Genomic DNA, 25944 nt, shown 5'->3' on the forward strand with positions numbered 1-25944 from the left:
GGATGGTGGTGATCACATCCAACTCTGAGCGCTAAGGAATGAGAAGAAGAGTTAGCCTAGCGCTTCTATGCTTTTGTTCCTGCAATGAATAGGAGGTAATGATTTATGGTGGATAATATACGTCCACAAGTACAAGAAATAAATATTGGACAAGAAATGCGGACATCTTTTTTAGATTATGCCATGAGTGTTATTGTGTCCCGTGCACTTCCTGATGTAAGAGATGGGTTAAAGCCAGTCCATCGTAGAATATTATATGCACTAAATGACCAAGGTATGCATGCAGATAAAGCTTATAAAAAATCTGCTCGTATTGTTGGAGATGTTATAGGTAAATATCACCCACATGGGGACTCTGCTGTGTATGACGCGATGGTTAGAATGGCACAGGATTTTAGCTTTCGCTATATGTTAGTGGATGGTCACGGGAACTTTGGATCGGTAGATGGTGACCCTCCAGCGGCGATGCGTTATACAGAAGCACGTATGTCCAAGATATCGATGGAAATGCTTCGAGATATTAATAAAAATACGATTGATTATATGGATAACTATGATGGCTCAGAAAAAGAACCAAAGGTGTTACCTGCTAAATTTCCGAATTTATTAGTGAATGGTGCATCAGGTATTGCAGTTGGGATGGCAACGAATATCCCACCACATCAACTAGGAGAAACGATTGATGCTATTCTTGCCATCAGTAAGAATCCTGAAATCACTATTTCTGAATTAATGGAAGAATATATTCATGGGCCAGATTTCCCAACAGCAGGGCAAATTCTAGGGAGAAGCGGAATTAGAAGAGCTTATGAAACAGGAAAAGGTGCGATCACGCTTCGAGCCAAAACGGAAATAGAGGAACAAGCGAATGGGAAAGCTAGAATCCTTGTGACAGAAATTCCTTATCAGGTGAATAAAGCGAAACTAGTTGAGAAGATTGCCGACTTAGCAAGAGATAAGCGCATTGAGGGAATAACTGATTTACGCGATGAATCGGATCGAACAGGGATGCGAATTGTGATTGAATTAAGACGTGATGCCAATCCGAATGTGGTATTAAACAATCTCTTTAAACAAACATCATTACAAACATCCTTTGGTATTAATATGCTAGCACTTGTGGATGGACAACCAAAGGTGTTGAACTTAAAGCAATGCTTACAATATTATTTAGAACACCAAAAAGAAGTCATCACAAGAAGAACTCAATATGAATTAAACAAAGCGGAAGCAAGAGCCCACATTTTAGAAGGGTTACGTATTGCACTTGATCATATTGATGCGATCATTGCGTTAATTCGCCAATCTCAAACGACAGAAATAGCTCGAGAAGGCTTAATGAATGAATTTAAGCTTTCTGAAAAACAAGCTCAGGCTATTTTAGATATGCGTTTGCAACGTCTAACTGGTTTAGAACGAGAAAAGATCGAAGAAGAATATCAAGAGATTAAAGCATTAATTGAAGAATTGAAGGCTATTTTGGCCAATGAAGAAAAGATTTTAGAAATCATTCGTGAGGAATTAATCGAAATTAAAGAACGCTATAATGATGAGAGAAAAACCGAAATTGTCAGTGGTGGCATTGATTTAATTGAGGATGAAGATTTAATTCCTGAAGAGAATATTGTCATTACCTTGACCCATCGTGGCTATATTAAACGTCTCCCAGCATCAACCTATCGAGCACAACGAAGAGGTGGACGAGGTATCCAAGGGATGGGCACAAATGAAGATGACTTTGTCGAGCATCTAGTATCATGCTCTACTCATGACACTGTCCTATTTTTCTCTAATAAAGGGAAGGTCTATCGAGCAAAAGGCTACGAAATCCCAGAATTTAATCGAACAGCAAAAGGAATTCCGATTATTAATTTATTAGAAATTGAACAAGGTGAATGGATTAATGCAGTGATTACGGTATCGGAATACCATGAAGATTGGTATCTCTTCTTTACGACAAAACACGGTATATCCAAAAGAACCTCTTTAACACAATTTTCTAATATTAGAAGAGGTGGCTTAATTGCCTTAAATTTAAGAGATGATGATGAATTAATTTCGGTTCGATTAACAGATGGAACGAAGGATATTTTAATCGGTACGAGAAATGGTTATGTTATTCGCTTTGAGGAAGAACAAATAAGATCTATGGGGCGAACCGCAGCAGGTGTGAAAGGTATTTCTCTACGAAATGATGATGAGGTAGTATCCATGGAAATTATTGAGGATGGCTACTATGTCCTAAATGTAACCGAAAATGGTTATGGAAAACGTACACCTGTAGAGGATTATCGTAGAACAAACCGAGGCGGTAAAGGAATTTTTACCTGTAATGTTACAGATAAAACAGGAGAGGTAATTGCCGTTAAAACAGTCACAGGCGAAGAAGATATTATGATTATGACGGTTTCTGGTGTTTTAATCAGAATGCAGGTCGAGGGTATCTCTACAACTGGAAGAAATACACAAGGGGTTCGATTAATTCGTTTACAGGAAGAGGAAAAAGTAGCAACTGTTGCAAAGATTGACCCTGAGGAAGATTCCGAAGAAGAAGGAGAAGTGCAAGAAGAAAATTAAGATAAGGGTTGTGATCCGATTGCAGGTGCATCCAAAGCAGTTAGTCCCAGGATGTATAGTATTAGAGCCGGTAATTGGTAAATCCGATCATCCGATTATTGAAAGTAACACAGTCATTGAGGAACATCACATAAAGTTACTAAAAAACTTTGGAATCTCTACTGTGGAAGTCTCAAGCAAGTTAGTGACAGGATTAGATTTTCAACCAGAGAAGATAGGGGAAAAGCAATTAGAAAAAAAGAGAGAAGAAATGGCTTTTGAAAGACTGTACCTGAAAGCAGTGAAGCATTATAAGCAATTTTTTACGAATTGGCAAACTGGTGTGTCGATTAATATACAGGAATTAACTACACTTATGACACCATTGTTTGAGCTTGTAGATAAAATAACCTTGGATCTCTTTTTATTGTATGAATATGCTTCAAAGAAAGATTATTTCTATCATCATGGTATATCTATCGCACTAATTTCAGCCTATTTAGCCAAAAAATTAGGATATAAAGAAGAATGGGACAAAGTCGGACTTGCCGGTTTACTAGCAGATTGTGGAATGGCCAAATTGAATCCAGCTTTTCTTCATCGAGAAGATAAGCTAACTGTAGAAGAATACGATGAGGTGAAGCATCATCCGACACTCTCCTATCGTTTAGTGGAGCATATAACTTCATTAAGTGAGGATGTGAAGCTTGGAATCATACAGCATCATGAGCGGGGGGATGGAAGTGGTTATCCATTAGGTGTCAAGGGTGATGAAATTCATCTATATGCTAAAATAATTGCGATAACTGATACGTATCATGCAATGACATCGGAACGGTTATACCGAAGGAAGCAGTCACCATTCAAAGTGGTGGAGGAAATGCTAAAGCTTTCGCAGCATAAATTGGATGCGACTATTTTACAAGTATTCGTAGATTCTTTTTTTTACTATTCCATTGGAACAAGGGTCTTATTATCCAATGGGAAGGAAGCTCTCATTGTATCGATCAAAAGAGACACACCTGTTAGACCAGTGGTTCAACTTGTAGAGGATGCAAAAATCATTTCATTAAAAGACAAACCAACGTTATTTATTGAAAAGATATTAAAATAGAGACAAGGAAGAGTAAGGAGTTGATTTTATGATCAGCTCTATTTTTTTATTCAAACATGTAAACTCTTACATCATTGATTTTGTTGTGTTTTAAATTTTATGGTGATTATTCACCCGAAAAAAGGCTTGAAAAACGTATGAACATGTCGTATTGTAAATAACAATAGTTTAGGAAGAAAACCCTCAATTACCGTTAGTTTTCACTAGTTTCCATCAAAGGGAAAACTGATTTTTCCTCGTTTTATATGTTAAGAAAGTATAAAAATCTCTACGCAGTAGAAATTCGATGTAGCAGAGATTTTAAGGTACTAAGTATAAGAAAAACTAGGCATTCGCTAAAAGACGAGCGAATGCGAGTTTTTCTAATAGAATTCCCAATTAAAAGAAGGAGGTCTATCTGTGAGAGAAGACAAATTTGTTAAAGAAGGTCTAACGTTTGATGACGTATTGCTAATGCCAGCAGAGTCTAATGTTCTACCAAGAGAGGTATCTGTTCAAACAAAGCTATCGGATAACATTACATTGAATATTCCATTTATCAGTGCAGGGATGGATACTGTAACAGAAGCAAAAATGGCAATTTCGATGGCAAGACAAGGCGGAATAGGTATTATTCATAAAAACATGTCGATTGAGGAGCAAGCCGAAAAGGTAGATCGAGTTAAGCGCTCTGAAAGTGGTGTGATTACCAATCCATTTTTCTTACTACCAGAGCATCAAGTATTTGATGCAGAGCATTTAATGGCTAAATTCCGGATTTCTGGTGTGCCTATTGTAAATAATGAAAAAGATCAAGTATTGGTTGGTATTTTAACGAATCGTGATCTCCGATTTATAGAGGACTATTCAATTAAAATTGCAGATGTAATGACAAGTCAGAACTTAGTGACAGCTCCAGTTGGGACAACCTTAGAGGAAGCAAGTAAAATTCTACAAAAGCATAAAATCGAAAAATTACCATTAGTAGACGAAAATAAAGTCTTAAAAGGGCTTATTACGATTAAAGATATTGAGAAAGTGATTGAATTCCCACACTCTGCAAAGGATAAGCAAGGTAGATTATTGGCTGGTGCAGCTGTTGGGGTAACGGGTGACTCCATGTTACGAATCGAAAAGCTTGTGGAAGCTGGTGTGGATGTGATCGTCGTAGATACAGCGCACGGGCATTCCAAAGGGGTTATTGATCAGGTAAAGGTGATTCGTGAGAAATATCCAGAGTTAGATATCATTGCAGGTAATGTTGCTACAGCTGAAGCAACAAGAGCATTAATCGAAGCAGGTGCGAACATTATTAAAGTTGGAATTGGTCCTGGTTCTATTTGTACGACTCGCGTAGTGGCAGGTGTAGGAGTACCTCAAATTACAGCTGTTAATGATTGTGCAACAGAAGCGGCTAAATATAATGTCCCAGTCATTGCAGACGGTGGAATTAAGTATTCTGGAGATATAGCAAAGGCTATTGCCGCAGGTGCACATGCCGTTATGCTAGGTAGTCTATTTGCTGGTGTATCTGAAAGTCCTGGAGAAACGGAAATTTATCAAGGACGTAGGTACAAAGTATACCGTGGAATGGGTTCTATTACCTCCATGAAATCAGGCTCGAAAGATCGCTATTTCCAAGAATCTGATGATACTAAAAAACTAGTGCCTGAAGGAATTGAGGGACGGGTAGCTTATAAAGGTCCTTTAGCGGATACAGTGCATCAATTATTAGGTGGTTTACGCTCTGGAATGGGATATTGTGGTGCGGAGAATTTAGAAGCATTGCGGAAAGATGCAAGGTTTATTCGTATGACAGGTGCAGGACTTCGTGAAAGTCATCCACATGATGTACAAATAACAAAGGAATCACCAAATTATTCCATATCCTAGTTCCTCATTGCTATAAAAAAACTAATCTTAAGTGAGACTTCCATTAGAGGGGGCTTACCGACGATTAACACCTGTTTCATATTGCTAAGGAAACAGGTTTTTTTTGTTTTTGATTGTGTCTATTTCAAGAATGATTATATAGCGTTATTTTCTATTTGTACGAGTTGTGGTAAAATGTTTTCGTGCAAAAAATTGTTGGAGGTAGAAATAGTGAGAAATTTGTCAAAAAAAATTAGTATACTATTAATGATTGTAACCATAGCAATGGCTACATTTGCTATAAAACCTTTTGAAACGCAAGCAGCTGGAACCGTGGAAGTAAATGCAGAGTCTGCCATCGTCGTTGATGCCAATACAGGAAAAATACTGTATGAAAAAAATGCAGATCAAATGTTACCTCCTGCAAGTATGACGAAAATGATGACAGAATACTTAGTATTAGAAGCGATTAATAATGGAGAGATTACTTGGGAGACAACTACACAGATTAGTGATTATCCATATAGTATATCAGCAAACCCAACTTTTTCTGGAATCGGACTCATTCAAGATAAGCAATATACCGTTCGCCAACTGTATGAAGGAATGTCGATTATATCCGATAATGCTACAACGATCGCCCTAGCAGAATTAATTGCAGGGTCAGAATCAGAATTTGTAAAAATGATGAACGCAAAAGCGGAGGAATTGGGGCTTCCGGAATATCAATTTGTTAATTCCACTGGACTATCCAATGCCGACTTAGGAGAAAATTATCCAGAAGGAACAAAGCCTGATGCCGATAATTTAATGTCAGCTCGTTCGGCAGCAAAGCTAGCTTATCATCTCATCAATGACTATCCAGAAGCATTGGAATTCTCTAGTAAAATGCGCTCTGAATTAGATGGAAGACCATTGCAAAACCTCAATTGGATGTTACCATGGGAGGATAATAACTTTACGCAATATGGTTATGAAGGAGTAGACGGTCTTAAAACGGGGTATACCACAGAGGCAGGATACTGCTTTACAGGAACAGCTCAGCAAGGTGACCGTCGCGTCATTACGGTAGTGATGAAGACAAGCAGTGAAGGGGAACGATTCGCTGAAACGAAAAAATTAATGGAATATGGTTTCTCTCAATTCGATCAAGTAGAGCTATTCCCTAAAGGCTATCAAATCGAAGGAGAATCGGTTATTCCTGTTGAAAAAGGGAAGAAAGATCAAGTAGAGGTAGAGGCAAAAGATAGTATTACCTCTATGATTAAAAAAGGCGAAGAAGACCTATATGAGGTTACTTATCAATTAGATGAAAAGAAATTAAATAAAGATGGTTCGTTGACTGCCCCTATCAAGAAAGGAGAAAAGCTTGGTGAAGTAGTTCTCCAATATAAGGGAGAAGGGGAAAATGCTTATCTACAAGGAGATAATGAACAAACAGTAGATTTGGTCGCTTCAAAAGCAGTAGAGAAGTCTAATTGGTTCATGCTCACATTAGAGGCGATCGGTGACTTCTTTGGAAATATCTTTTCAACTATTGTCGATTTTGTAAAAGGTCTCTTTAGTTAAAGTATCCCAACTTAAGCACTTGGCATTTGTTAAATTTTTGTTATATAATAAAAGAAGTATAAACTGATTCGTATGGATGAAATTTAAGGATAGGCAAATCTTATTAGGGGGAAACAATCATGTCTAAAGTAGGAACAGATAGAGTAAAAAGAGGTATGGCAGAAATGCAAAAAGGCGGCGTTATTATGGACGTTGTCAATGCAGAGCAAGCGAAGATCGCAGAAGAAGCTGGTGCTGTTGCGGTAATGGCATTAGAGCGAGTACCGTCTGATATTCGAGCTGCTGGCGGAGTAGCACGTATGGCAGACCCAACAATTGTAGAAGAGGTAATGAATGCTGTTACTATACCTGTTATGGCAAAGGCGCGTATTGGCCATATCGTAGAGGCTCGTGTGTTAGAATCGATGGGTGTTGACTATATTGATGAAAGTGAAGTATTAACACCGGCTGACGAAGTTTTCCACTTAAATAAAAAGGAATATACCGTTCCATTTGTATGTGGTTGTCGTAATTTAGGCGAGGCTGCTCGTCGTATTGGAGAAGGTACTGCCATGCTTCGTACAAAGGGTGAGCCAGGAACTGGTAATATCGTTGAAGCTGTACGTCATATGCGTGAAGTAAATGCACAGGTTCGTCAATTAGTGCATATGTCCAATGACGAAGTCATGACATATGCGAAGGAACTAGGTGCACCATATGAAGTACTATTAGATATTAAAGAAAATGGTCGTCTTCCTGTTGTAAACTTTGCAGCAGGTGGCATTGCAACACCGGCTGATGCTGCATTAATGATGCAATTAGGCGCAGATGGTGTCTTCGTTGGTTCAGGTATTTTTAAATCAGACAATCCTGCTAACTTTGCTAGAGCAATTGTGGAAGCAACCACTCATTATGAAGATTATGAATTAATTGCAAAAGTATCCAAAGGTATTGGTACAGCAATGAAAGGTTTGGAAATTAGTACAATTGCTCCTGAACAACGTATGCAAGATCGTGGTTGGTAATAAGTGAGGAGATAGAAAAATGCTTAAAATAGGTGTTTTAGGCCTACAAGGGGCGATTAGAGAGCATATTCGTTCGATTGAAGCATCTGGTGCTGAAGGTATGGTCATTAAACAAAAGGAACAATTAGCTGAGATAGATGGCTTAATTTTACCTGGTGGAGAAAGTACGACGATGAGACGTTTAATCGATAAATATGATTTCCTTGAACCATTAATGAATTTTGCACAACAAGGTAAGCCAATTTTTGGAACATGTGCAGGGTTAATTCTATTGTCGAAGGAAATCGTAGGCCAGGAAAATGCCCATCTATGCTTAATGGATATGAAGGTAGAAAGAAATGCCTTTGGTCGACAAAAGGAATCGTTTGAAGCAGAATTAGAAATCAAAGGTGTAGCTGAAGACTTTGAAGCAGTATTTATTCGAGCACCTTATGTTGTAGAGGTTGGACCAAATGTGAACGTCTTAGCAACCTATGATGGTAAGGTGGTAGCAGCACAGCAAGGTCATCTACTATGTAGTGCTTTTCATCCAGAATTGACGGATGATCATCGTCTTACAGGCTATTTTATCGAGATGGTAAAAGAGGCAAAAACAGCTATTGCCAATTAATAAAAAGTGTTGATAGGAAATAGTATCCTTATTTCTATTTAAAAGAGAGCTAGTGGCTGGTGTGAACTAGTAATAGAAAAGGGAGAATCCATCCTGGAGCGATATATTGAAGCTATAGTAGATATATCCGGTTAGGAAGCCGTTATTTTCTTAATCAAGCTGGGAGAAGCTATTTTTCTCCAATCAGGGTGGTATCGCGGGTAAACTCTCGTCCCTATTTTTTTACTATAGGGATGGGAGTTTTTTGTATAGATAAAGAGTGGTTTTCAGTAGGTTTTTTTTCCTTACTGTTAAGAGACTCTACACTAATTTTAGGAGGTAATAACTATGTTAGATAGAAAAATGTTACGTAATCATTATGAGGAAGTAAAACAAAAGCTAGCCCATCGTGGTGAAGATTTAACTGATCTTGACCGCTTTGGTGATTTGGACCAAAAAAGAAGAGATCTAATTGCCGAAACGGAACAGCTGAAGGCAAAGCGAAATGAAGTATCTAAACAGATTTCTTTATTGAAAAAAGAAAAAAAGGATGCAGATGATAAAATTGTAGAAATGCGTGAGGTTGGCGATAGAATTAAATCCATTGATCAAGAATTAAAGCAAGTGGAGGAAGAGCTCGAGGGAATAATGCTATCCATTCCGAATATTCCACATGAATCTACGCCAATCGGTGAAACAGAAGATGATAATGTGGAGGTTCGCACATGGGGAGAGGCTCCAAGCTTCGAATTTGATGAAAAAGCCCATTGGGACATTGCGACTGATTTAGGCATTTTAGATTTTGAAAAAGCAGCCAAGGTAACTGGAAGTAGATTTGTTTTTTATAAAGGCTTAGGCGCAAGACTCGAAAGGGCCTTAATGAACTTTATGATGGATCTACATGCAGATGAGCATGGCTATCAAGAAATGCTCCCACCATACATGGTGAATCGTACAAGTATGACAGGTACAGGTCAGCTACCTAAGTTTGAAGAGGATGCCTTTAAAATTGAGGGCTGGGACTATTTTCTCGTTCCAACTGCCGAGGTGCCTGTAACGAACTATTACCGTGATGATATTTTGAGTGAAGAGGATTTACCACAAAAATTTACAGCCTTCAGTGGAAGCTTCCGTTCTGAGGCTGGATCTGCTGGGAGAGATACAAGAGGACTTATTCGTCAGCATCAATTTAACAAGGTAGAGCTTGTACAATTCGTCAAGCCAGAAGATTCTTATCAGGTGTTAGAGGAGCTAACTGGCCATGCGGAGAAGGTATTACAATTGCTCAAGCTCCCATATCGAGTAATGAGCATGTGTACCGCTGATTTAGGCTTTACAGCAGCGAAAAAGTATGACATCGAGGTTTGGATGCCTAGTAATGATACCTATCGCGAGATCTCTTCTTGTTCTAATTTTGAGGCATTTCAAGCTCGACGTGCTGGTATTCGCTTCCGTCGTGATGAAAAAAGCAAGCCAGAATTTGTCCATACATTAAATGGCTCAGGATTAGCACTTGGACGTACAGTTGCTGCGATCATAGAGAATTATCAGCAAGAGGACGGCAGTGTTCTTATTCCAGAGGTTTTAGTTTCATATATGGGTGGGAAAACAGTAATCAAGTAAGCATGTTTGTCTACCTCCATCAAAAATGGGAGGTAGACGAATTTCACTATTGACTCATTATTTTGATTATGTTATATTATAACTTGTCGTCAGCAAAATATGGAGGAGTACCCAAGTCTGGCTGAAGGGATCGGTCTTGAAAACCGACAGGGGCTTCACGGCCCGCGGGGGTTCGAATCCCTCCTCCTCCGCCATTAATTGAACACAAAATTGGAGATTATATAGTAAAAGAATCGTTATTGTAACGATTCTTTTATACGTTTATAGAGATTTTCTCTAAGTTAAATGATTGTTGTCGATCACTATTTTCGCTTATAATGAGTGTCATATACATAGGAAAAAGGGTGAACCATGATGAAGGAAACCATTACCTTTCTAGGAGCGGGATCAATGGCAGAAGCGATAATTGCAGGAATGACTGCCAAAGAAATTGTCCCTTCTAGGCAAATAATCGCAACTAATCATTCTAATAAGGACCGATTACAAGAACTAGAGCACAAATATAAGATTCAGACAACCCAAAATAAACAAGCAGCGATAGAGCAAGGGACGATTATTGTCCTTGCAATGAAGCCAAAGGATGTGAAAGTAGCCACTGCAGAAATACGTGAATTTTTAACAGAAGATAAGATAATTGTCTCCTTATTAGCTGGTATTTCTACGGGCTATATGGAAAAGCAGATCGGGACCAATAATCCTGTGATTCGTGTAATGCCAAATACTTCTGCTATGATCGGGCAATCTGCTACGACTATAGCGAGTGGTAACAATGTGAACGAGGAACAAATAGAGCTTGTTAGAACCTTGATTCATGCGATTGGAACAACTACTGTAATAAACGAAGAAGAGATGGATGCCTTTACTGCCCTTGCAGGAAGTGGACCAGCCTTCTATTATTATATGGTAGAAGCAATGGAGCAATTTGTTATAGAAAAAGGGCTTGATAAAGAGGTGGCCAAACAGCTTATGACACAAACGTTAAAGGGTGTTGCACAGATGCTAGCTACCTCAAGTGACTCACCGAAGACTCTTCGTGAAAAAATAACGAGTCCAGGTGGAACAACAGAAGCTGGTCTCAAGGCATTAGCCTCCCATGACTTCCAAAAAGCAGTAATGAATTGCCTTGAACAAGCTACAGATAAATCAAAGGAATTGCGTAGCTTATTTGAGAAATAAAGGAGAAAGCAAGGCTTGTTTATGCCTTGCTTTCTCCTTCTATTTCTAGATATAATAACAATGTTAGTTTTTTTGAATGATAGATAATGGCCCTATAGCTCAGGGGATAGAGCGTTCGTTTCCTAAACGATGCGTCGCAGGTTCGAATCCTGCTAGGGCCGTCATTTGTTTATTAATTAAACGGTGGTCCGGATTGTTTAATTTCATGCTTTTGCATTTCTATTTCAATAATAGGCGATATCTTTTTTGGTGGATTTGCAACAGATCGCCATGCTTCTAAGTCTCCCTCAGATTCCCAAAATTCAAAGTTGTTGATCCGTGTAGGATCAATTGGATCAGCAGTAATCGCCAAGTCGAGACAGCCTGGAGCTTGTCGAGCTCTTTTTATTAAATCTTCAAAAGATTCCACCACTTCATCTCGCTTCTTTGCTTCTACTGTATACCACCCAGCTATTATTACTTTATTTGAATTCATGCAAATTCTCCCTTCAACGTATTTGCCTTCATTCTACTATAGTTATGATTGATAGATTTCTTCCTAATTGCGGACTTCTTCGTACTAGTCGTTTAATCTCCCTCCACTCGTTTCTTACAAATAGAAGATAAAGGACATTTATCACATAGTGGTCTTGTTCGACAGTATTGCTTAGCATGCTCGACTAGTAGTGCGTGAAATTCATTAAAGACATCTAGTTTCTCAGGAAAAGTCTGTTCTACCTCCAGCCTAAATTGGTCATAGGAGTTAGGCATATCGTATCCGATTCGGTAAAAGATCCTTCTAGCATATGCATCCACAACAAATACAGCCTTATCTAGGGCATAAAGTAGCATCACATCCGCAGTTTCCCTACCTATACCGTGAACATTTAGTAGTTCTTTTCTTAAGGTTTCCTTTTCCAGCTTTTTAACTCTATTTAAGGAAAAATTGTATTGCTTCCACCATTGAATGAATGACTTTATTCGTTTCGCCTTTATATTGAAAAATCCGCTTGGTTTTATCAGCTGTGCAAGCTCTTCCTCTTGTAATCGATCGAGAGCTTCAGCACCCAAATATGGCCTTAACTTTATGAGTGCTTTTTCGACATTTCGCCAGTTTGTATTTTGAACAAGTATCGCACCAATCATCATTTCAAGAGGGGTGTCTGCTGGCCACCAGTTTTGTGGACCATAATGATCAAATAATGTTTTATAAAGTAGTAGATAGTCTTGTTCCATATAGATTCTCCCCTAGCGTAAACTTTTTTCATTTTTCCAATTCGAGCAATCTTTTTTTCATCATTAGACCACCACGGTACCCAGTAAGTTGTCCATTTTTTGCAAGGACACGGTGACAAGGAATGACGATTAGAAGGGGGTTTAATCCAACCGCTCTACCTACAGCACGAACAGACTTCGGTTTTCCAATACGAATTGCAATATCTGTATAGGATTTGGTTTCTCCAAACGGGATGGTCCCAAGCTCCGTCCAGACAGTAGTTTGAAAATCCGTCCCTTTTAAGTCTAATGGAAAATCAAATTTTTGGCGACTTCCATTTAAATATTCTACTAATTGACGACCATAGGATTGAACGAAGGGCTCGTTTTTGATAAGTTTTGTATTCGGTCTATTTTTCTTATACCAATTTTCTAGCTCAGTGAATCCTTTATCCTGTGAACCAACAAAACATAACCCCTTGTTCGTTGCACCAATATAAAAATACCAACCTTCATGCCTTATCATTCCATAATAAATGTTCATCGATCAACACCTCGCTCCTCTTTCTTTTTCGAAATTCTCTTGGTGTTTGCTTCGTATATTTTTTAAATAATGTTGCGAAATGAGAAGGATTAGGAAGTCCGATTAATTCCCCAATTCTACGAATAGACCAGTTTGTTTCTAACAAATATTTCATCGCTTTCTCGATTCTCTTTCGTTGTAAATATTCGATTGGAGTCATCCCTTTTCTATTTTTAAAAACTCGATGTAGGTGAAACGGGCTTCCGTGGCAACCTTCTGCAATTACCCTTAAAGTTAAATGAGTAGTATAATTTTCTTTTATAAAAGTCTCTATCTGCCATACCCATTCTTCATCAGGTAGGTGATATCCACCTGGTTTACATCGTTTGCAAGGTCTGTAGCCAGCTTGTAATGCATCTTCCGCTCGATCAAAAATCGTGACATTATTGTAGTTCGGAACACGAGATTTGCAGGAAGGTCTGCAAAATACTTTCGTTGTTTTGACAGCATAAAAGAATTGATCATCATATTCTTTATTATTCTCAATAATTGCCTTCCATTGTTCATCCGTAATATTTCTACTCATTTTGATATCACCTCTTACCATCTATTATAAATGGTAATCGTCAAAATGAATGTATTTTGGAATAGAAAAGCAATATAGTAAAAGCTTTTTGTGTTTTCCATTATTATAAAAGGAGGAGGTGCTTTTAATGGCGGAAGTAAGGTTAAGAGAGGCAACAAAACAGGATCTCGATAAAATTGTTGCAATGCTGGCAGATGATCGATTAGGCTCCAAAAGAGAACGTTATGAACTACCATTACCCGAGTGTTATCTGCATGCTTTTATGGCTATTTCTGCCGATCAGAATAATGAGCTAATTGTAGCTTGCAGAGACAATGAGGTGATAGGGGTCGAACAAATCACCTTTACTCCATATTTGACGCATCAAGGAGGATGGCGAGCAACGATTGAAGGTGTAAGAGTATCAGCATCTGTGCGTGGGTTAGGGATAGGCACAAAGTTAATTCAATATGCTATAGATAGGGCAAAAGTACGGGGGTGTCATTTAGTACAATTGACAACAGATAAACAACGGCCAGAAGCGCTACAATTCTATCAAAGACTAGGTTTCTCCGCAACACACGAAGGCATGAAGCTAAAGTTATAATCTTTAAATTTTTGTTAACTTTGTCGCGAATAAGTTGACAGTCCTACTTCTCTTCCTTATCATTTAAAATGTTATAGGATTATTATCCTATTAATATAAAAAATGGACATTTTTATAAGTCTATTATCATAGAAAGGAAGAGGATGAATTGTCAACATTGACAGGAAGCTACATCATTGAGGTAAAAAAGGAATCAAAAACAATCAACATGAAAGTGGAAGGAACGTTTACGGAAGAACAAACGAAAAATTTCCATAGAGATTATGAATCAAAAGTAGGTTCTGTAGAAGCGAGTGATTACACACTGAAGGTAGATTGTACGAACATGAATGTTATTACACAGGAAATGGTGCCATTACTCGAACACTCTTTTCAGCTTTATAAAAATTCAGGGTTCCACAAAGTAGTGTTTGTGACAGAAAAAAAACCAACTTTAAAATTACAACTTCTTCGAGTTGCTAAAAGTGCTGGACTAAGAAATGCTGAGATAGAAGAGGCTTAAAAACAGGGATCGTTAAGGTCCCTGTATTTGTAGTATGCACTTTTCTTATATCAGAAGGGGGGAGTTAATGGTGCCAAACATTAAAATCAAGGCAATTGATATTTATCATCCGAATCATGTCATTGAAAATGACTTTTATATAAATCATTTCCAGAAAAAGGGTAGAGATATACAGCATTTTCTTGAAGTTATGGGAAGAGAGAAAAGATATGTTATCGACAAGGTGGAGGAAAATGGTCTTACGATGGCTCTAGAAGCAACAAAGCGTGTCTTAGAAAGAGCAGGAATGACAGGGAAGGATCTAGATTATATTGAATTCTCTACACAGGTTCCTGAAACGACCTTTCCGATAAATGCAATGTATGTCCATGCAGAGATTCAAGCAGATCATGATACCATCATAAAGGATTCTAATGCAAACTGTGCAGGGATGACAGTGGCTGTGGAGCAGGCTTCAAGATATATGCTCGCAAATCCACATATACATACAGCACTCATCGTAGGCTCTGATTATAATTCTTTAATTGCTAATCCCGAACAAGAAATTACTTATGCTAATTACGGTGATGCAGCTTGTGCCGTCATTTTGGAGAAGACCGATGAGAATACAGGATTTATTGATGCTAGCTATCATACAGACTCTGTCTTTAAGGACAAGATTAATTACCCAGCACATGGATTAACCAAAGCCGTTAAAGGTAAGAGTGATGTACAAGCAATTAATTGGCTTCCTTTTGATGGAAATGTTGCTTTACCACCGACCTATAAAATGATTGATCAATTATTAGCGAGAAATGGTTTATCGATAAAGGATATTGATGCATGCTGTTTTTCACAATTTGCCTTATCTAATATTCTTAAAATTCAAGATCATTATCAAATCGATCAAGAAAAAATAATCTATGTAGGCGATACTTATGCCTATACAGGAACGAGTAGTCCTTTTATTGCTTTATATGAAGGAATAAAGTCTGGCCGAATCAAAAGAGGAGACAATGTACTATTCTGGACGATCGGATCTGGATTTCAAATCGTGGCAATGCTTTATCAATATTAAAAATTAACAGTTTTTTTACACATTAAGAGATTATAAGATTTTTGCATGAAGAAACTCGACGTAGTGAAAATTTTGAAATGTGCAAAGTATAAGTAAAACTAAGGCTTTCGCTACTACTTCGAGATAAGTCAAGTTTTTCTAACATCACTTATATAACGTTTTGCTTCATGGGGGGATCCTATTAAATTGAAATAAATGGGATTTACCCCCCTTGCTTTCTGAGAAGATTTCGATACAATAGATTATAGGTTCTTTACTTGAAATATTTTTGCAAACGTTTACACTGTTAAGGAGTGATAGGGATGGATATGACGAAGATTCCAGCAAGACAAGGAAACTACAATTTGAAGAATTATGAAACAAGTAGAAAAGATTTCGATTGGGAGGAAATCAAGAAAGAATTCAGCTGGTATAAAACAGGGAAAGTCAATGCAGCTTATGAAGCTATTGATAAGCATGCGGAAGATCCAACGAAAAAAGATAAAATTGCCTTACAATATTCTGCTCCGGGTCGAGAAGAATCTATCACCTTTGAACAACTAAGCAAAAAAAGTAATCAAGTAGCAAATGTTTTAAAGAAACATCAAATAGAAAAAGGCGATCGTGTATTTCTCTTTATGCCGAGAAGCCCTGAATTTTATGCAAGCTTTTTCGGTATTCTTAAGGTCGCAGCGATTGCAGGGCCATTGTTTGAGGCATTTATGGAGCAAGCGGTTCGAGATCGTTTAGAGGATAGTGAAGCGAGAATGCTCATAACAACTCCTGAGCTATTAGATCGTGTTCCTGTAGAGGAGCTGCCGCAGTTGGAAAAGGTTCTATTGTTCCATGCAGATCAAGATGTCGATGGGGATAAATTCATTGATTTTGAAAAAGAGATCGATAATGCCTCTGATTCCTTCGATATTGAATGGGTTGATTTAGAAGATGGGATGCTGATTCATTATACATCAGGCTCGACAGGAAAGCCGAAAGGCGTTTACCATGTTCACCATGCGATGATTCAACACTATGCAACAGGTAAATGGGTTATTGATCTAAAAGAGGATGATATATATTGGTGTACTGCTGACCCAGGCTGGGTAACGGGAACAAGCTACGGAATTTTTGCTCCATGGTTAAATGGGGTTACTAATGTTATTCGTGGTGGCCGCTTCACACCAGAATCGTGGTATGAGACGCTAGAAAAATACAAGGTTACGATATGGTATACCGCTCCAACTGCCTTACGAAAATTTGTCAGTGCTGGTGATGAGTTGGTGAAGCAATATGATTTCTCTCATTTACGCCATATTATGAGTGTAGGGGAGCCGCTTAATCCAGAGGTCATAACATGGGGTGAGCGCGTACTTGGTTTACGAATTCATGACACTTGGTGGATGACAGAGACAGGTGCTATGTTAATCGTTAATTTACCTTGTATGGAAATTCGCCCAGGCTCTATGGGGAAACCAATTCCAGGTGTAGATGCAGCAATTGTTGATAATGAGGGAAATGAGCTACCTCCAAATCAAATGGGGAACCTTGCAATTAAAAAAGGCTGGCCATCTATGATGCGTGCTATTTGGAACAATCCTGGGAAATATGAAAGCTATTTTATTAATGACTGGTATGTATCGGGAGATAGTGCGTATATGGATGAGGATGGTTATTTCTGGTTCCAGGGTCGTTTAGATGATGTGATTAATACATCTGGAGAACGTGTAGGACCATTTGAGGTGGAGAGTAAATTAATTGAGCACCAAGCGGTTTCAGAAGCAGGGGTTATTGGAAAGCCAGACCCTGAGCGTGGAGAAATCATAAAAGCTTTTATTACACTAAATCCTGGCTATGAAGCAAGTGATGAATTGTTAGAGGATATTCGTCTATTTGTCAAAACAGGGTTAAGTGCACATGCTGCTCCTCGTGAAATTGAAATAAAAGATAGTATACCGAAAACAAGAAGTGGAAAGATTATGCGCCGACTTCTTAAGTCATGGGAGCTTGGACTTCCGACAGGAGATACGTCTACATTAGAAGAATAAAAAATATCCGGAGCTTATCTAAATGAAGATAAGCTCCGGATTTTGTCATCCTTAGCTTGCTAAGTCCCCTTTTGGTCCAAAGAATTCAAAGTTAAGATGACCCTCGTTTACGCCCCATTTTTGTAATGCCTGATAAATTGCTTTCATAAAAGGCTCAGGTCCACAGAAATAGAAGGAAGCATCTTTAGTCGGGATAATAGATCGAAGCCAATCGAGATCAATATACCCAGTTTTATCACATAATGCAGGATCAAATGGATTCTCATAAACTGTGAAAGTATTCACATTATCGTGTTGATCTGCAATACTTTGAACTGCTGATTTTAGGCCATGTACTTTTTCATTTTGCGCAGCATGGATAAAGTAAACCTCTCTTTCTGGCTGTGTTTCCACAACGGTCTCTAGCATACTAGTTAATGGAGTCAATCCTACACCACCACTAATGAGGACAAGTGGCTTCCTTTCATTATCTAAAACAAAATCGCCTGCTGGTGCACTAACTGCTATTGTATGGCCTTCCTCTATATGATCATGTAGAAAGTTGGATACTACACCAGCTGGATTTTCCGAAATAGCAGGTTCCTTTTTCACACTAATTCGAAAATATTCTTCATTTGGTTTACAAGAAAGGCTATATTGGCGTTGGCAAGTATAAGGAATACCAGGCACCTTTACTTTTACGGTTAAATATTGACCAGCTTCAAAGCTTGGCAATGCCCCACCATCCATTGGTTTTAAGTAAAAAGAAGTAATAACATCACTTTCTTTTTCTTTTTTATAGACAGTGAAATCGCGATAACCAGTCCAGCCACCTTTTTGCTCTGCTGTTTCTTGATACATCCCTTTTTCCACATCAATAAAGACATCAGCGATTACTTGATAAGCTTTTGCCCAAGCTTCTAGAATTTCATCTGTAGCAGCATCTCCTAAAATAGCCTTCATCGCTTTTAATAAATTTTCCCCAACAATCGGATAATGCTCTGGTTGAATATTTAGGCTTCGATGTTTGTGACCGACTTGAATAACTACTGGTAGTATATTTTCTAGTTGATCAATATTTGCTGCAGCAGCATAGACAGCATTGGCTAGAGCTTGTGGTTGTCTTCCTCTTTTTTGATTGGTTTGGTTAAATATGTTTTTTAATTCCGGATGATTAGTAAATAATAATTTGTAAAACTCTGAAGTAATCGCTTGCCCATGCTCCTCTAATACAGGAACCGTAGATTTTACGATTTCGATTGTTTTTTGGTCTAATTTTTCACTCACTGACGTGCCCATCGAAACACTCCTCTTAAAACATGTATTTTCTATACATGTTTAATTGTATAATGTTTTAAGAGGTATTCCAACCACTATTAGGCCCGAAGTATGACAATTCTGTTACAGCATTGTAGCAATTTCTTGTCATTGCTAGCAGATTGTGTGTAGACTTAATGGTAATTAAAATGAAAAAGAGGGCTTATTATGCGGCTTAAAAAATATACCGATTATGCACTACGTGTGCTCATATATACAGCTTCTAAAAGAGGAGAAAAGGCGAGTATCAATGAGATAGCCGATACTTTCTTCATCTCTACCGAGCATATTCGCAAGGTCGTCCATCAATTAAGTGTGAATGGGTATATTGAAACAACTAGAGGACGTAATGGAGGAATTATGCTAGCAATGGACCCAAAAGAGATTAATATTGGAGCGGTCATTCGCTTGATGGAGAATGATTTTTATTTATTAGATTGCTTTGATAGTGGTACGGATCATTGTGTCATCACACCAGTATGTCAGCTCCGACATGTCGTATCAGAAGCAATGGCGGCATTTTTCCTTGTGTTAGATAAATATACTCTAGAGGATTTAGTGGAGAATAGCGATGAATTACGTTTGTTAATGGATATGGATTAGTTGTTTTTGGGCTGTTCTTTTAAAAAAAATATCCGTGGAGAATTAAAAACTCCCCACGGATGGATATCACATATTCTTTTTTATTTGAAATTGATCTTCTAGTAATAACCAATTTTGTGGGAAAGCTAAGCCTAGCTTCCAATAGCTGATTCCTCTCAGATTCTTTTCTTTTATTAAGTCGAATTTTGCTTGTATCGATCTAGCATCCTCAAACCATACCTCATGGCGATTCCCTTGTGGATCCTGATAGAAAAAATAAGGTGCCTGTGCTTCTTGATCGTATAAAATGGCTTGATTATTATCTCGGGCTAATGCAATGGCTTCTTGAGGACTAACTGCCTTGGCTAATTCTCCCCCAGGCTCGAATGGCAATGTCCAATCATAACCATATAAATTTTGTCCTAATAAAATTTTGGATGCTGGCATTTCGGTGAGGGCATAGTTTACTACATCTGTAACGGGTCCGATCGGTGATACTGCCATCGGAGGTCCACCACTGTAACCCCATTCATAGGTCATTAGAACAACAAAATCGACAATTTCGCCGTGTGCCCTATAGTCATGAGCCTCATACCAGGCTCCTTCTTGCGTTGCGCTTGTTTTTGGCGCAAGTGCTGTGGAAACAAGTAAACCTTCAGCATGTAATCGCTCCGTAGCCTTTCTTAAGAAGTTATTGTAATCCTCACGATTTTCTGGTGGTAAAAATTCAAAATCAAAATGAATATCTCCATACCCTACCTGTTGTGCTGTTTGAATAATTTGATCGAGCAATTGATTTTGTACCTGTTGATCTGTCACAATAATTCTCCCAAGCTCTGCACTAAAGGCTCCCTCTTCTAAATTTGTGATGGCAAGCATGAGTAAAGCTTGGTTCTCATTAGCAATAGCAGCAAACTGGTTTAATGGTGGTGGGATGAGATTTCCCTCTCGTGTCACACGGTAAGAAAATGGCGCGAGATAGGTTAAATTTCGACTATGCTTTCTTGCTGCTGCTTCTAGTGTTTCCGAAACGGTTTCGCCAGTTGGTTCGATATATGCATTTACTTCAATTTCTGTTTTTGAGGATTCTGGTATATAGATGGTAGTTCCAGGTGTAAGAGGTTGATATAGATTCAATTGATTTAACCGAGCCAATTCAGCAGCAGAAATACCGAATCGTTGACCAATAGTATATAGGCTATCACCAGATTGAACGGTATAAAATCGACCAAATATCGGAATAACGAGTGCCTGACCAACGACTAGTGATTGCTGTGGATCTAGCTCATTGGCGGAAGCGATTAATTGATAGGTTATACCAAATTGGTTGGCTATGGAATTCAAGGTGTCACCCTGTTTTACAACATATATTTGCACAGAAAGCTCTCCTCTCTTCAAGAAATATCGTTGTTTCTTCGCGAATGGTTTCTCATTTTACGATATGATAGGAAAGGAGAAATAGAACACTAGATTGGATCTGTTTTGGCTTTCATTACTTTGACCATAAGTCTGATGGCTTCTTCATTATGAATTCGTGTATTGGACGCAATGCAGTTTTCCGGAACATGCAAAGTGTATCCACGCATATGAGCATCATTTGCGGTGAAAAGGACACATATATTTCCGGCAATTCCAGCAATGATTAAGTGTTTAATCCCTAGTTGCTCGAGTAAGGATGGTAAGGTGGTACGGAAAAATCCAGATAATTTTGGTTTAATTAGGAAATAATCTTCCTTTGATGGGAGCCCCTCTGCAATAATGTCCTGGTTTGTTTCGCTTTTACATTTATCGGCAATTTTTTTATAATCTGTTTCCCACGTATCATAATGGTCATTGACATATATAATAGGAAGGCTATGTTTTTTAGCATATTGCTTTAGCCTCTTAATGTTAGGCAGGATTCTCTTTGTTTCATTTAAAAGGAGGTCGCCCTCTGAAAAATGAAAATCATTAATTAAATCGATTATTAATACAGCTGAATCCTTCATTTATTCACCTCATCTCTAAGCATTCTATAATCAAACATACCCTTTTTTGTTAAAAATGATGCATACTTGCAGTTTGTCTCATTTTCCTGCATAGTAATAGTAATCATTTATTAAAGTGTGGGGTTGGATGAAGGATCAATTTTTTATGGAACGGGCATTAGAGGAGGCTCAAAAGGCAGCGGTTCTAGGAGAGGTTCCGATTGGTGCTGTTCTCGTATACGAGGATGAAGTAATCGCAGCTGCATTTAACTTAAGAGAAAAATTACAAACCACAAGCTCCCATGCAGAGATGCTTGTAATAGATAAAGCCAATGAGATAGTTGGCAGCTGGAGACTAGAGAAATGCACCTTATATGTGACATTAGAGCCTTGCCCGATGTGTGCAGGCGCAATATTGCAAGCTCGTATTCCGCGAGTAGTATATGGTGCAAGAGATTCAAAGGCAGGATGTGCTGGTTCAATAGTGAATTTATTGCAGGATGATCGCTTTAACCATCAAGTTGAAGTGGCAGCAGGTGTGCTGGAGGCTGAATCAAGCGAACTTTTAACCACCTTTTTTAAACAGCTTAGACAGAAGAAAAAGGAAAAGAAACAGACAAAACTGGCTAGCGAGGAAGATACTAACAATGGATAACCATTGCATTTTTTTATAGAACAAGTTATACTAATAAATGCGCTTTACTAGCGCAATTAAAAATATTAGCAAATTTGCCGTGCTAGGTGGGGAGGTAGCGGTGCCCTGTACTCGCAATCCGCTATAGCGAGACTGAATACCTTGCTGAGGTGTCATTATTTTAAGGTCTGCCTTAAGGGAGTAGTGCTGACGCTCGGGTCCTGCGCAACAGGAACTCGTGAACCATGTCAGGTCCGGAAGGAAGCAGCATTAAGCGAACCTTCCTGTGTGCCGCAGGGAAGCCTGGGTCGAGCTATCAACTTAAGTAACGCTTAGGGTAATGCCATCGAAGCTTGGTGCACGGCGTTAATGAATGTATATATGCAGCCTCTTGTTTACTCGACAAGAGGCTTTCTATTTACCTTATGGAGAGCAGCATTGCAAAAAGGACTTTGAGTCTATCTAATCATACATACTCGTTTTTATCCGCAGTTTTTGCTACAATATAAAGAGTTATTAAACATAGAAGGGGATCATGGATAATGGGATATCAAGCACTGTATCGCGTATGGCGCCCAAAGAATTTTGAAGATGTAGTGGGACAAGTTCATATTACACGTACGTTGCAAAATGCGATCATGCAGGATAAGTTTACCCATGCATATTTGTTTTCTGGTCCTCGAGGTACTGGTAAAACAAGTGCTGCCAAAATTTTTGCTAAAGCAGTGAATTGTGAGAACGGACCAGCTCTAGAACCTTGTAACGAATGTGCCTCTTGTCAAGGTATTCAGGATGGCTCTATTGCTGATGTTGTGGAGATTGATGCAGCATCTAATAACGGTGTGGAGCAAATTCGAGATATCCGTGATAAGGTCAAATATGCCCCGAGTGCTGTTTCTTATAAAGTGTATATTATTGATGAAGTACATATGCTATCTATTGGGGCTTTTAATGCATTATTAAAAACATTAGAAGAGCCACCGAAGCATGTTATTTTCATACTAGCTACCACTGAACCACACAAGATTCCATTAACCATCATTTCACGATGTCAGCGTTTTGACTTTAAACGAATCTCTCAGTCTGCAATGGTTAAACGGATGCAGGACATCATGGAAAGGGAAAAGATCGATGTAGCGCAAGAGGCTCTAGAAGCTGTCGCACTTTCCGCGGAAGGTGGGATGCGAGATGCGCTAAGTTTATTAGATCAAGCTATTTCCTATAGTGATGGTCAAGTGGTGATGGAGGATGTTCTAGCTGTTACAGGCTCTGTCTCCCAGCAGAAGCTAACCTCCATAGTTACGACAATGTATGAAAAGAATGTGCAAAAAGCTTTGCTTGAAATAGATCAACTGATACAGGAAGGAAAGGACCCGGGTAGATTCGTCTTTGACCTCATTTATTATTTGCGAGACCTTTTGTTATATCAGACATCTCCTTCCTTGGAAAATGTTTTGGAACGTGCAATTGTTGATGAAGCATTTAACGCCTTATCGGAAAAGATCAGTGCGGACTGGATTCAACTTGCCATTAAAGAATTGAACCAATGCCAGCAGGAAATCAAGTGGACCAATAGCCCGAAGGTATTTATTGAAATATCCATTTTGAAAATTTGTGAGCAACCAGTACAAGAAGGAAAGCAAGAAGCCTTAGAATATGATAAACTGGTACAGAAAATAAATGAACTAGAAAATAAATTAAAAGAATTACCTAAACAAGTACATCAACAACAAGAAACAACTCAACCAACGAAGAAAAGCGCTCCAGCAGGTCGCAAATCATATAGTATACCGTATGATCGAATTCGAAACATCCTAGCTGAAGCGTCTAAAGATATGCTAAAGAAAACAAAGGCTGGCTGGCCAAGCTTTATGGACTCTCTAAAACAAAAAAGTGCACCAGCCCATGCTACCATTCAAAATAGTAAGCCAAGCGCAGCTTCTGATAATGCCGTTATTTTAGCATTTCGTTATGAAATACACTGTTCACTTGCGCTAGAGCATAAACAAACGATAGAATTAGTACTATCGGAAGTAATCGGTACTGATATGACATTTGTACCAATACCTGAAGAAAACTGGCTAACATTACGAGAGGAATATGTTAGAAAACAAAAGGATCAAGGTGGTTCTACTCATGATGATGAGAGTCAACCAGAACCGGAAGATCCTATGATCGAACAGGCACGGAAGCTAGTTGGTGAGGATTTGTTAGAAATTCGTGAATAAGAAAGACTTCCATTAGTAGTAGTAACTTCATTTCTGCTGATGGTTAGTGATGAAAAAGATAATAGACAATAATTAGGAGGGATTTCCATGCGTGGTGGAGGAAACATGAACAAAATGATGAAACAAATGCAAAAAATGCAAAAGGATATGATGAAGGCACAAGAAGAGCTACAAGAAATGACCTTTGAAGCAACAGCTGGTGGTGGAATGGTTAAGGTTGTGGCAAATGGAAAAAAAGAGCTGACTGACATTGAAATAAAAGAAGAGGTAGTAGATCCGGAGGATATCGAAATGCTTCAAGATTTAATCTTAGCTGCAACAAATGAAGTGCTAAAAGAAGTTGATGACAAAACGAATGACACGATGGGCAAATTTACAAAAGGATTAAATTTACCTGGAGGCATGTTCTAGGAGGGACTGTCATGTATTATCCAGAACCAATTTCTAAGTTAATTGATAGTTTTACAAAATTGCCAGGAATCGGTCCAAAGACGGCCGTCCGCCTGGCTTTCTTCGTATTAAATATGAAAGAAGATGATGTGTTAGATTTCGCCAAGGCGTTAGCGAACGCCAAAAGAGAGTTAACACATTGTAGTATTTGCGGGCATATAACGGACCAAGATCCTTGCGCAATCTGTCAAGATGAATCAAGAGATAAGTCTTTAATCTGTGTTGTACAAGATCCAAAGGATGTGATTGCGATGGAGAAGATGCGTGAATTTAATGGCAAATACCATGTACTACACGGTGCAATTTCTCCGATGGATGGTATCGGCCCGGAAGATATCAATGTTCCTTCTTTAATTAATCGTTTGAAGGACGAAGAGGTAGAGGAATTAATCTTGGCTACAAACCCAAATATCGAAGGAGAAGCAACAGCGATGTATATCTCCAGACTTGTTAAACCTTCTGGAATAAAGACGACTAGAATTGCTCATGGATTGCCAATGGGTGGCGATTTGGAATATGCAGATGAAGTAACCTTATCAAAAGCTCTAGAAGGAAGACGAGAAGTATAATAGAGGTGAAGAAGATGGCGGCACATAAAAAAATAAAAAAAGCAGCGATGAACCAACAATTATTAACCAATATTTATCAATTGAAAAAGGATTGGAAAAACCTCGAGAGTATTATGGAACGAAGTATAGAGCCGACAGAGCAGGGAAGATTTGATTTGGCGTTAGCAAAGGCAAAATACTTCTATCTGCTTAAAGAAGCTAAATATCGAAAGGTTTCTGCAGGTGATTAGACTAGAAGAGAAATAATTACATTCTCTATTCTATTTT

Annotated in this window: 25 protein-coding genes, 2 tRNA genes, 1 other RNA gene and 1 other annotated feature; of the genes, 21 read left to right on the top strand and 7 right to left on the bottom strand. The window is 38.5% G+C overall.

Annotated elements, in window-relative coordinates; genetic code table 11:
* The first annotated feature begins 105 nt into the window (after positions 1-105).
* The 10 genes from gyrA (at position 106) to ACZ5R4_RS13475 (ending at position 11643) form a co-directional block, all read left to right on the top strand.
* Positions 106-2577 (top strand): DNA gyrase subunit A, encoded by a 2472-nt coding sequence (gene gyrA / locus ACZ5R4_RS13430; protein WP_464367498.1) that lies wholly within the window; start codon positions 106-108, stop codon positions 2575-2577.
* A gap of 10 nt (positions 2578-2587) precedes the next feature.
* Positions 2588-3670: an HD-GYP domain-containing protein gene (locus tag ACZ5R4_RS13435; RefSeq protein WP_464367499.1), complete on the top strand. Its 1083-nt coding sequence runs from the start codon at positions 2588-2590 to the stop codon at positions 3668-3670.
* A 399-nt stretch (positions 3671-4069) separates the two neighbouring features.
* On the top strand, positions 4070-5542 hold the full coding sequence (gene guaB / locus ACZ5R4_RS13440; RefSeq protein WP_054788578.1) for an IMP dehydrogenase: 1473 nt from the start codon (positions 4070-4072) through the stop codon (positions 5540-5542).
* Between the two features lie 210 nt (positions 5543-5752).
* Positions 5753-7090, top strand: coding sequence for a serine hydrolase (locus ACZ5R4_RS13445; RefSeq protein WP_464367500.1), 1338 nt, complete (start codon positions 5753-5755; stop codon positions 7088-7090).
* 119 nt (positions 7091-7209) lie between these two features.
* A complete protein-coding gene (gene pdxS / locus ACZ5R4_RS13450; RefSeq protein ID WP_054860841.1) occupies positions 7210-8094 on the top strand; it encodes a pyridoxal 5'-phosphate synthase lyase subunit PdxS in 885 nt (294 codons plus the stop codon).
* Positions 8095-8113: 19 nt separating this feature from the next.
* On the top strand, positions 8114-8704 hold the full coding sequence (pdxT, locus tag ACZ5R4_RS13455; protein WP_054788580.1) for a pyridoxal 5'-phosphate synthase glutaminase subunit PdxT: 591 nt from the start codon (positions 8114-8116) through the stop codon (positions 8702-8704).
* Positions 8705-8923: a binding site (T-box leader), on the top strand.
* 108 nt (positions 8924-9031) lie between these two features.
* Positions 9032-10306 (top strand): serine--tRNA ligase, encoded by a 1275-nt coding sequence (gene serS / locus ACZ5R4_RS13460; RefSeq protein ID WP_109983450.1) that lies wholly within the window; start codon positions 9032-9034, stop codon positions 10304-10306.
* Between the two features lie 101 nt (positions 10307-10407).
* A tRNA-Ser gene (locus ACZ5R4_RS13465) sits at positions 10408-10500 on the top strand.
* A gap of 160 nt (positions 10501-10660) precedes the next feature.
* Positions 10661-11482, top strand: coding sequence for a pyrroline-5-carboxylate reductase (gene proC / locus ACZ5R4_RS13470; RefSeq protein ID WP_054860843.1), 822 nt, complete (start codon positions 10661-10663; stop codon positions 11480-11482).
* Positions 11483-11570: 88 nt separating this feature from the next.
* Positions 11571-11643: transfer RNA gene (locus ACZ5R4_RS13475), tRNA-Arg, on the top strand.
* Between the two features lie 11 nt (positions 11644-11654).
* On the opposite strand, the gene ACZ5R4_RS13480 is transcribed toward ACZ5R4_RS13475, so the two are convergent.
* The 4 genes from ACZ5R4_RS13480 to ACZ5R4_RS13495 all read right to left on the bottom strand — a co-directional run bounded on the left by ACZ5R4_RS13480 (position 11655) and on the right by ACZ5R4_RS13495 (position 13785).
* Positions 11655-11957, bottom strand: coding sequence for an antibiotic biosynthesis monooxygenase (locus ACZ5R4_RS13480; protein ID WP_054860844.1), 303 nt, complete (start codon positions 11955-11957; stop codon positions 11655-11657).
* 92 nt (positions 11958-12049) lie between these two features.
* Positions 12050-12697, bottom strand: coding sequence for an endonuclease III domain-containing protein (locus tag ACZ5R4_RS13485; protein WP_054860845.1), 648 nt, complete (start codon positions 12695-12697; stop codon positions 12050-12052).
* A 28-nt stretch (positions 12698-12725) separates the two neighbouring features.
* The gene (locus ACZ5R4_RS13490; RefSeq protein ID WP_109983452.1) at positions 12726-13220 is read right to left on the bottom strand and encodes a methylated-DNA--[protein]-cysteine S-methyltransferase; all 495 of its coding nucleotides are present in this window, start codon (positions 13218-13220) and stop codon (positions 12726-12728) included.
* Complete coding sequence (locus ACZ5R4_RS13495; protein WP_109983453.1) at positions 13189-13785, bottom strand: bifunctional transcriptional activator/DNA repair enzyme AdaA; 597 nt, start codon at positions 13783-13785, stop codon at positions 13189-13191. Before ACZ5R4_RS13495 ends, ACZ5R4_RS13490 begins: the two co-directional genes overlap by 32 nt.
* 127 nt (positions 13786-13912) lie before the next feature.
* Between ACZ5R4_RS13495 and ACZ5R4_RS13500 the strand changes: the two genes are divergently transcribed.
* The 4 genes from ACZ5R4_RS13500 to acsA all read left to right on the top strand — a co-directional run bounded on the left by ACZ5R4_RS13500 (position 13913) and on the right by acsA (position 17951).
* Complete coding sequence (locus ACZ5R4_RS13500) at positions 13913-14371, top strand: GNAT family N-acetyltransferase (protein ID WP_054860848.1); 459 nt, start codon at positions 13913-13915, stop codon at positions 14369-14371.
* 148 nt (positions 14372-14519) lie between these two features.
* Positions 14520-14873 carry a hypothetical protein gene (locus ACZ5R4_RS13505; RefSeq protein ID WP_054860849.1) on the top strand — a complete coding sequence of 118 codons (354 nt, stop codon included), beginning with the start codon at positions 14520-14522 and terminating at the stop codon, positions 14871-14873.
* Positions 14874-14943: 70 nt separating this feature from the next.
* Positions 14944-15930, top strand: coding sequence for a 3-oxoacyl-[acyl-carrier-protein] synthase III C-terminal domain-containing protein (locus ACZ5R4_RS13510; protein WP_054788592.1), 987 nt, complete (start codon positions 14944-14946; stop codon positions 15928-15930).
* 302 nt (positions 15931-16232) lie between these two features.
* Positions 16233-17951, top strand: coding sequence for an acetate--CoA ligase (gene acsA / locus ACZ5R4_RS13515; RefSeq protein WP_109983454.1), 1719 nt, complete (start codon positions 16233-16235; stop codon positions 17949-17951).
* Between the two features lie 51 nt (positions 17952-18002).
* Here acsA and hmpA read toward each other — a convergent pair whose 3' ends face one another.
* Positions 18003-19229 (bottom strand): NO-inducible flavohemoprotein, encoded by a 1227-nt coding sequence (gene hmpA, locus ACZ5R4_RS13520; RefSeq protein WP_109983455.1) that lies wholly within the window; start codon positions 19227-19229, stop codon positions 18003-18005.
* 186 nt (positions 19230-19415) lie between these two features.
* Here hmpA and ACZ5R4_RS13525 point away from each other — a divergent pair, with 186 nt between their 5' ends.
* The gene (locus ACZ5R4_RS13525) at positions 19416-19850 is read left to right on the top strand and encodes an RrF2 family transcriptional regulator (RefSeq protein ID WP_054860850.1); all 435 of its coding nucleotides are present in this window, start codon (positions 19416-19418) and stop codon (positions 19848-19850) included.
* 66 nt (positions 19851-19916) lie between these two features.
* On the opposite strand, the gene ACZ5R4_RS13530 is transcribed toward ACZ5R4_RS13525, so the two are convergent.
* Together ACZ5R4_RS13530 and ACZ5R4_RS13535 are read right to left on the bottom strand one after the other, a co-directional pair.
* Positions 19917-21206: a glycoside hydrolase family 18 protein gene (locus ACZ5R4_RS13530; protein ID WP_109983456.1), complete on the bottom strand. Its 1290-nt coding sequence runs from the start codon at positions 21204-21206 to the stop codon at positions 19917-19919.
* Between the two features lie 89 nt (positions 21207-21295).
* Positions 21296-21817: a cysteine hydrolase family protein gene (locus ACZ5R4_RS13535; RefSeq protein ID WP_109983457.1), complete on the bottom strand. Its 522-nt coding sequence runs from the start codon at positions 21815-21817 to the stop codon at positions 21296-21298.
* 127 nt (positions 21818-21944) lie between these two features.
* On the opposite strand from ACZ5R4_RS13535, the gene tadA reads away from it, so the two are divergent.
* The 6 genes from tadA to ACZ5R4_RS13565 all read left to right on the top strand — a co-directional run bounded on the left by tadA (position 21945) and on the right by ACZ5R4_RS13565 (position 25907).
* Positions 21945-22451 carry a tRNA adenosine(34) deaminase TadA gene (gene tadA, locus ACZ5R4_RS13540; RefSeq protein WP_109983458.1) on the top strand — a complete coding sequence of 169 codons (507 nt, stop codon included), beginning with the start codon at positions 21945-21947 and terminating at the stop codon, positions 22449-22451.
* A 77-nt stretch (positions 22452-22528) separates the two neighbouring features.
* An RNA gene (ffs, locus tag ACZ5R4_RS13545) (signal recognition particle sRNA large type) lies at positions 22529-22794 on the top strand.
* A 178-nt stretch (positions 22795-22972) separates the two neighbouring features.
* Positions 22973-24658, top strand: a complete 1686-nt coding sequence (dnaX, locus tag ACZ5R4_RS13550; RefSeq protein WP_109983459.1) for a DNA polymerase III subunit gamma/tau — start codon at positions 22973-22975, stop codon at positions 24656-24658.
* A gap of 87 nt (positions 24659-24745) precedes the next feature.
* Complete coding sequence (locus ACZ5R4_RS13555; protein WP_054860853.1) at positions 24746-25069, top strand: YbaB/EbfC family nucleoid-associated protein; 324 nt, start codon at positions 24746-24748, stop codon at positions 25067-25069.
* A gap of 11 nt (positions 25070-25080) precedes the next feature.
* Complete coding sequence (gene recR / locus ACZ5R4_RS13560; protein WP_054788589.1) at positions 25081-25677, top strand: recombination mediator RecR; 597 nt, start codon at positions 25081-25083, stop codon at positions 25675-25677.
* Between the two features lie 14 nt (positions 25678-25691).
* A complete protein-coding gene (locus tag ACZ5R4_RS13565; protein WP_054860854.1) occupies positions 25692-25907 on the top strand; it encodes a YaaL family protein in 216 nt (71 codons plus the stop codon).
* Positions 25908-25944 lie beyond the last annotated feature (37 nt).

The sequence above is a fragment of the Gracilibacillus sp. JCM 18860 genome (genome assembly GCF_055395245.1).

Excerpts from the sequence above, each read along its gene's own strand:
- gyrA (WP_464367498.1), top strand. The coding sequence starts at position 106 with ATGGTGGATAATATACGTCCACAAGTACAAGAAATAAATATTGGACAA.
- pdxS (WP_054860841.1), top strand. The coding sequence starts at position 7,210 with ATGTCTAAAGTAGGAACAGATAGAGTAAAAAGAGGTATGGCAGAAATG.
- pdxT (WP_054788580.1), top strand. The coding sequence starts at position 8,114 with ATGCTTAAAATAGGTGTTTTAGGCCTACAAGGGGCGATTAGAGAGCAT.
- serS (WP_109983450.1), top strand. The coding sequence starts at position 9,032 with ATGTTAGATAGAAAAATGTTACGTAATCATTATGAGGAAGTAAAACAA.
- proC (WP_054860843.1), top strand. The coding sequence starts at position 10,661 with ATGAAGGAAACCATTACCTTTCTAGGAGCGGGATCAATGGCAGAAGCG.
- ACZ5R4_RS13480 (WP_054860844.1), bottom strand. The coding sequence starts at position 11,957 with ATGAATTCAAATAAAGTAATAATAGCTGGGTGGTATACAGTAGAAGCA.
- ACZ5R4_RS13485 (WP_054860845.1), bottom strand. The coding sequence starts at position 12,697 with ATGGAACAAGACTATCTACTACTTTATAAAACATTATTTGATCATTAT.
- ACZ5R4_RS13490 (WP_109983452.1), bottom strand. The coding sequence starts at position 13,220 with ATGAACATTTATTATGGAATGATAAGGCATGAAGGTTGGTATTTTTAT.
- ACZ5R4_RS13495 (WP_109983453.1), bottom strand. The coding sequence starts at position 13,785 with ATGAGTAGAAATATTACGGATGAACAATGGAAGGCAATTATTGAGAAT.
- ACZ5R4_RS13500 (WP_054860848.1), top strand. The coding sequence starts at position 13,913 with ATGGCGGAAGTAAGGTTAAGAGAGGCAACAAAACAGGATCTCGATAAA.
- acsA (WP_109983454.1), top strand. The coding sequence starts at position 16,233 with ATGGATATGACGAAGATTCCAGCAAGACAAGGAAACTACAATTTGAAG.
- hmpA (WP_109983455.1), bottom strand. The coding sequence starts at position 19,229 with ATGGGCACGTCAGTGAGTGAAAAATTAGACCAAAAAACAATCGAAATC.
- ACZ5R4_RS13525 (WP_054860850.1), top strand. The coding sequence starts at position 19,416 with ATGCGGCTTAAAAAATATACCGATTATGCACTACGTGTGCTCATATAT.
- ACZ5R4_RS13535 (WP_109983457.1), bottom strand. The coding sequence starts at position 21,817 with ATGAAGGATTCAGCTGTATTAATAATCGATTTAATTAATGATTTTCAT.
- tadA (WP_109983458.1), top strand. The coding sequence starts at position 21,945 with ATGAAGGATCAATTTTTTATGGAACGGGCATTAGAGGAGGCTCAAAAG.
- dnaX (WP_109983459.1), top strand. The coding sequence starts at position 22,973 with ATGGGATATCAAGCACTGTATCGCGTATGGCGCCCAAAGAATTTTGAA.
- ACZ5R4_RS13555 (WP_054860853.1), top strand. The coding sequence starts at position 24,746 with ATGCGTGGTGGAGGAAACATGAACAAAATGATGAAACAAATGCAAAAA.
- recR (WP_054788589.1), top strand. The coding sequence starts at position 25,081 with ATGTATTATCCAGAACCAATTTCTAAGTTAATTGATAGTTTTACAAAA.
- ACZ5R4_RS13565 (WP_054860854.1), top strand. The coding sequence starts at position 25,692 with ATGGCGGCACATAAAAAAATAAAAAAAGCAGCGATGAACCAACAATTA.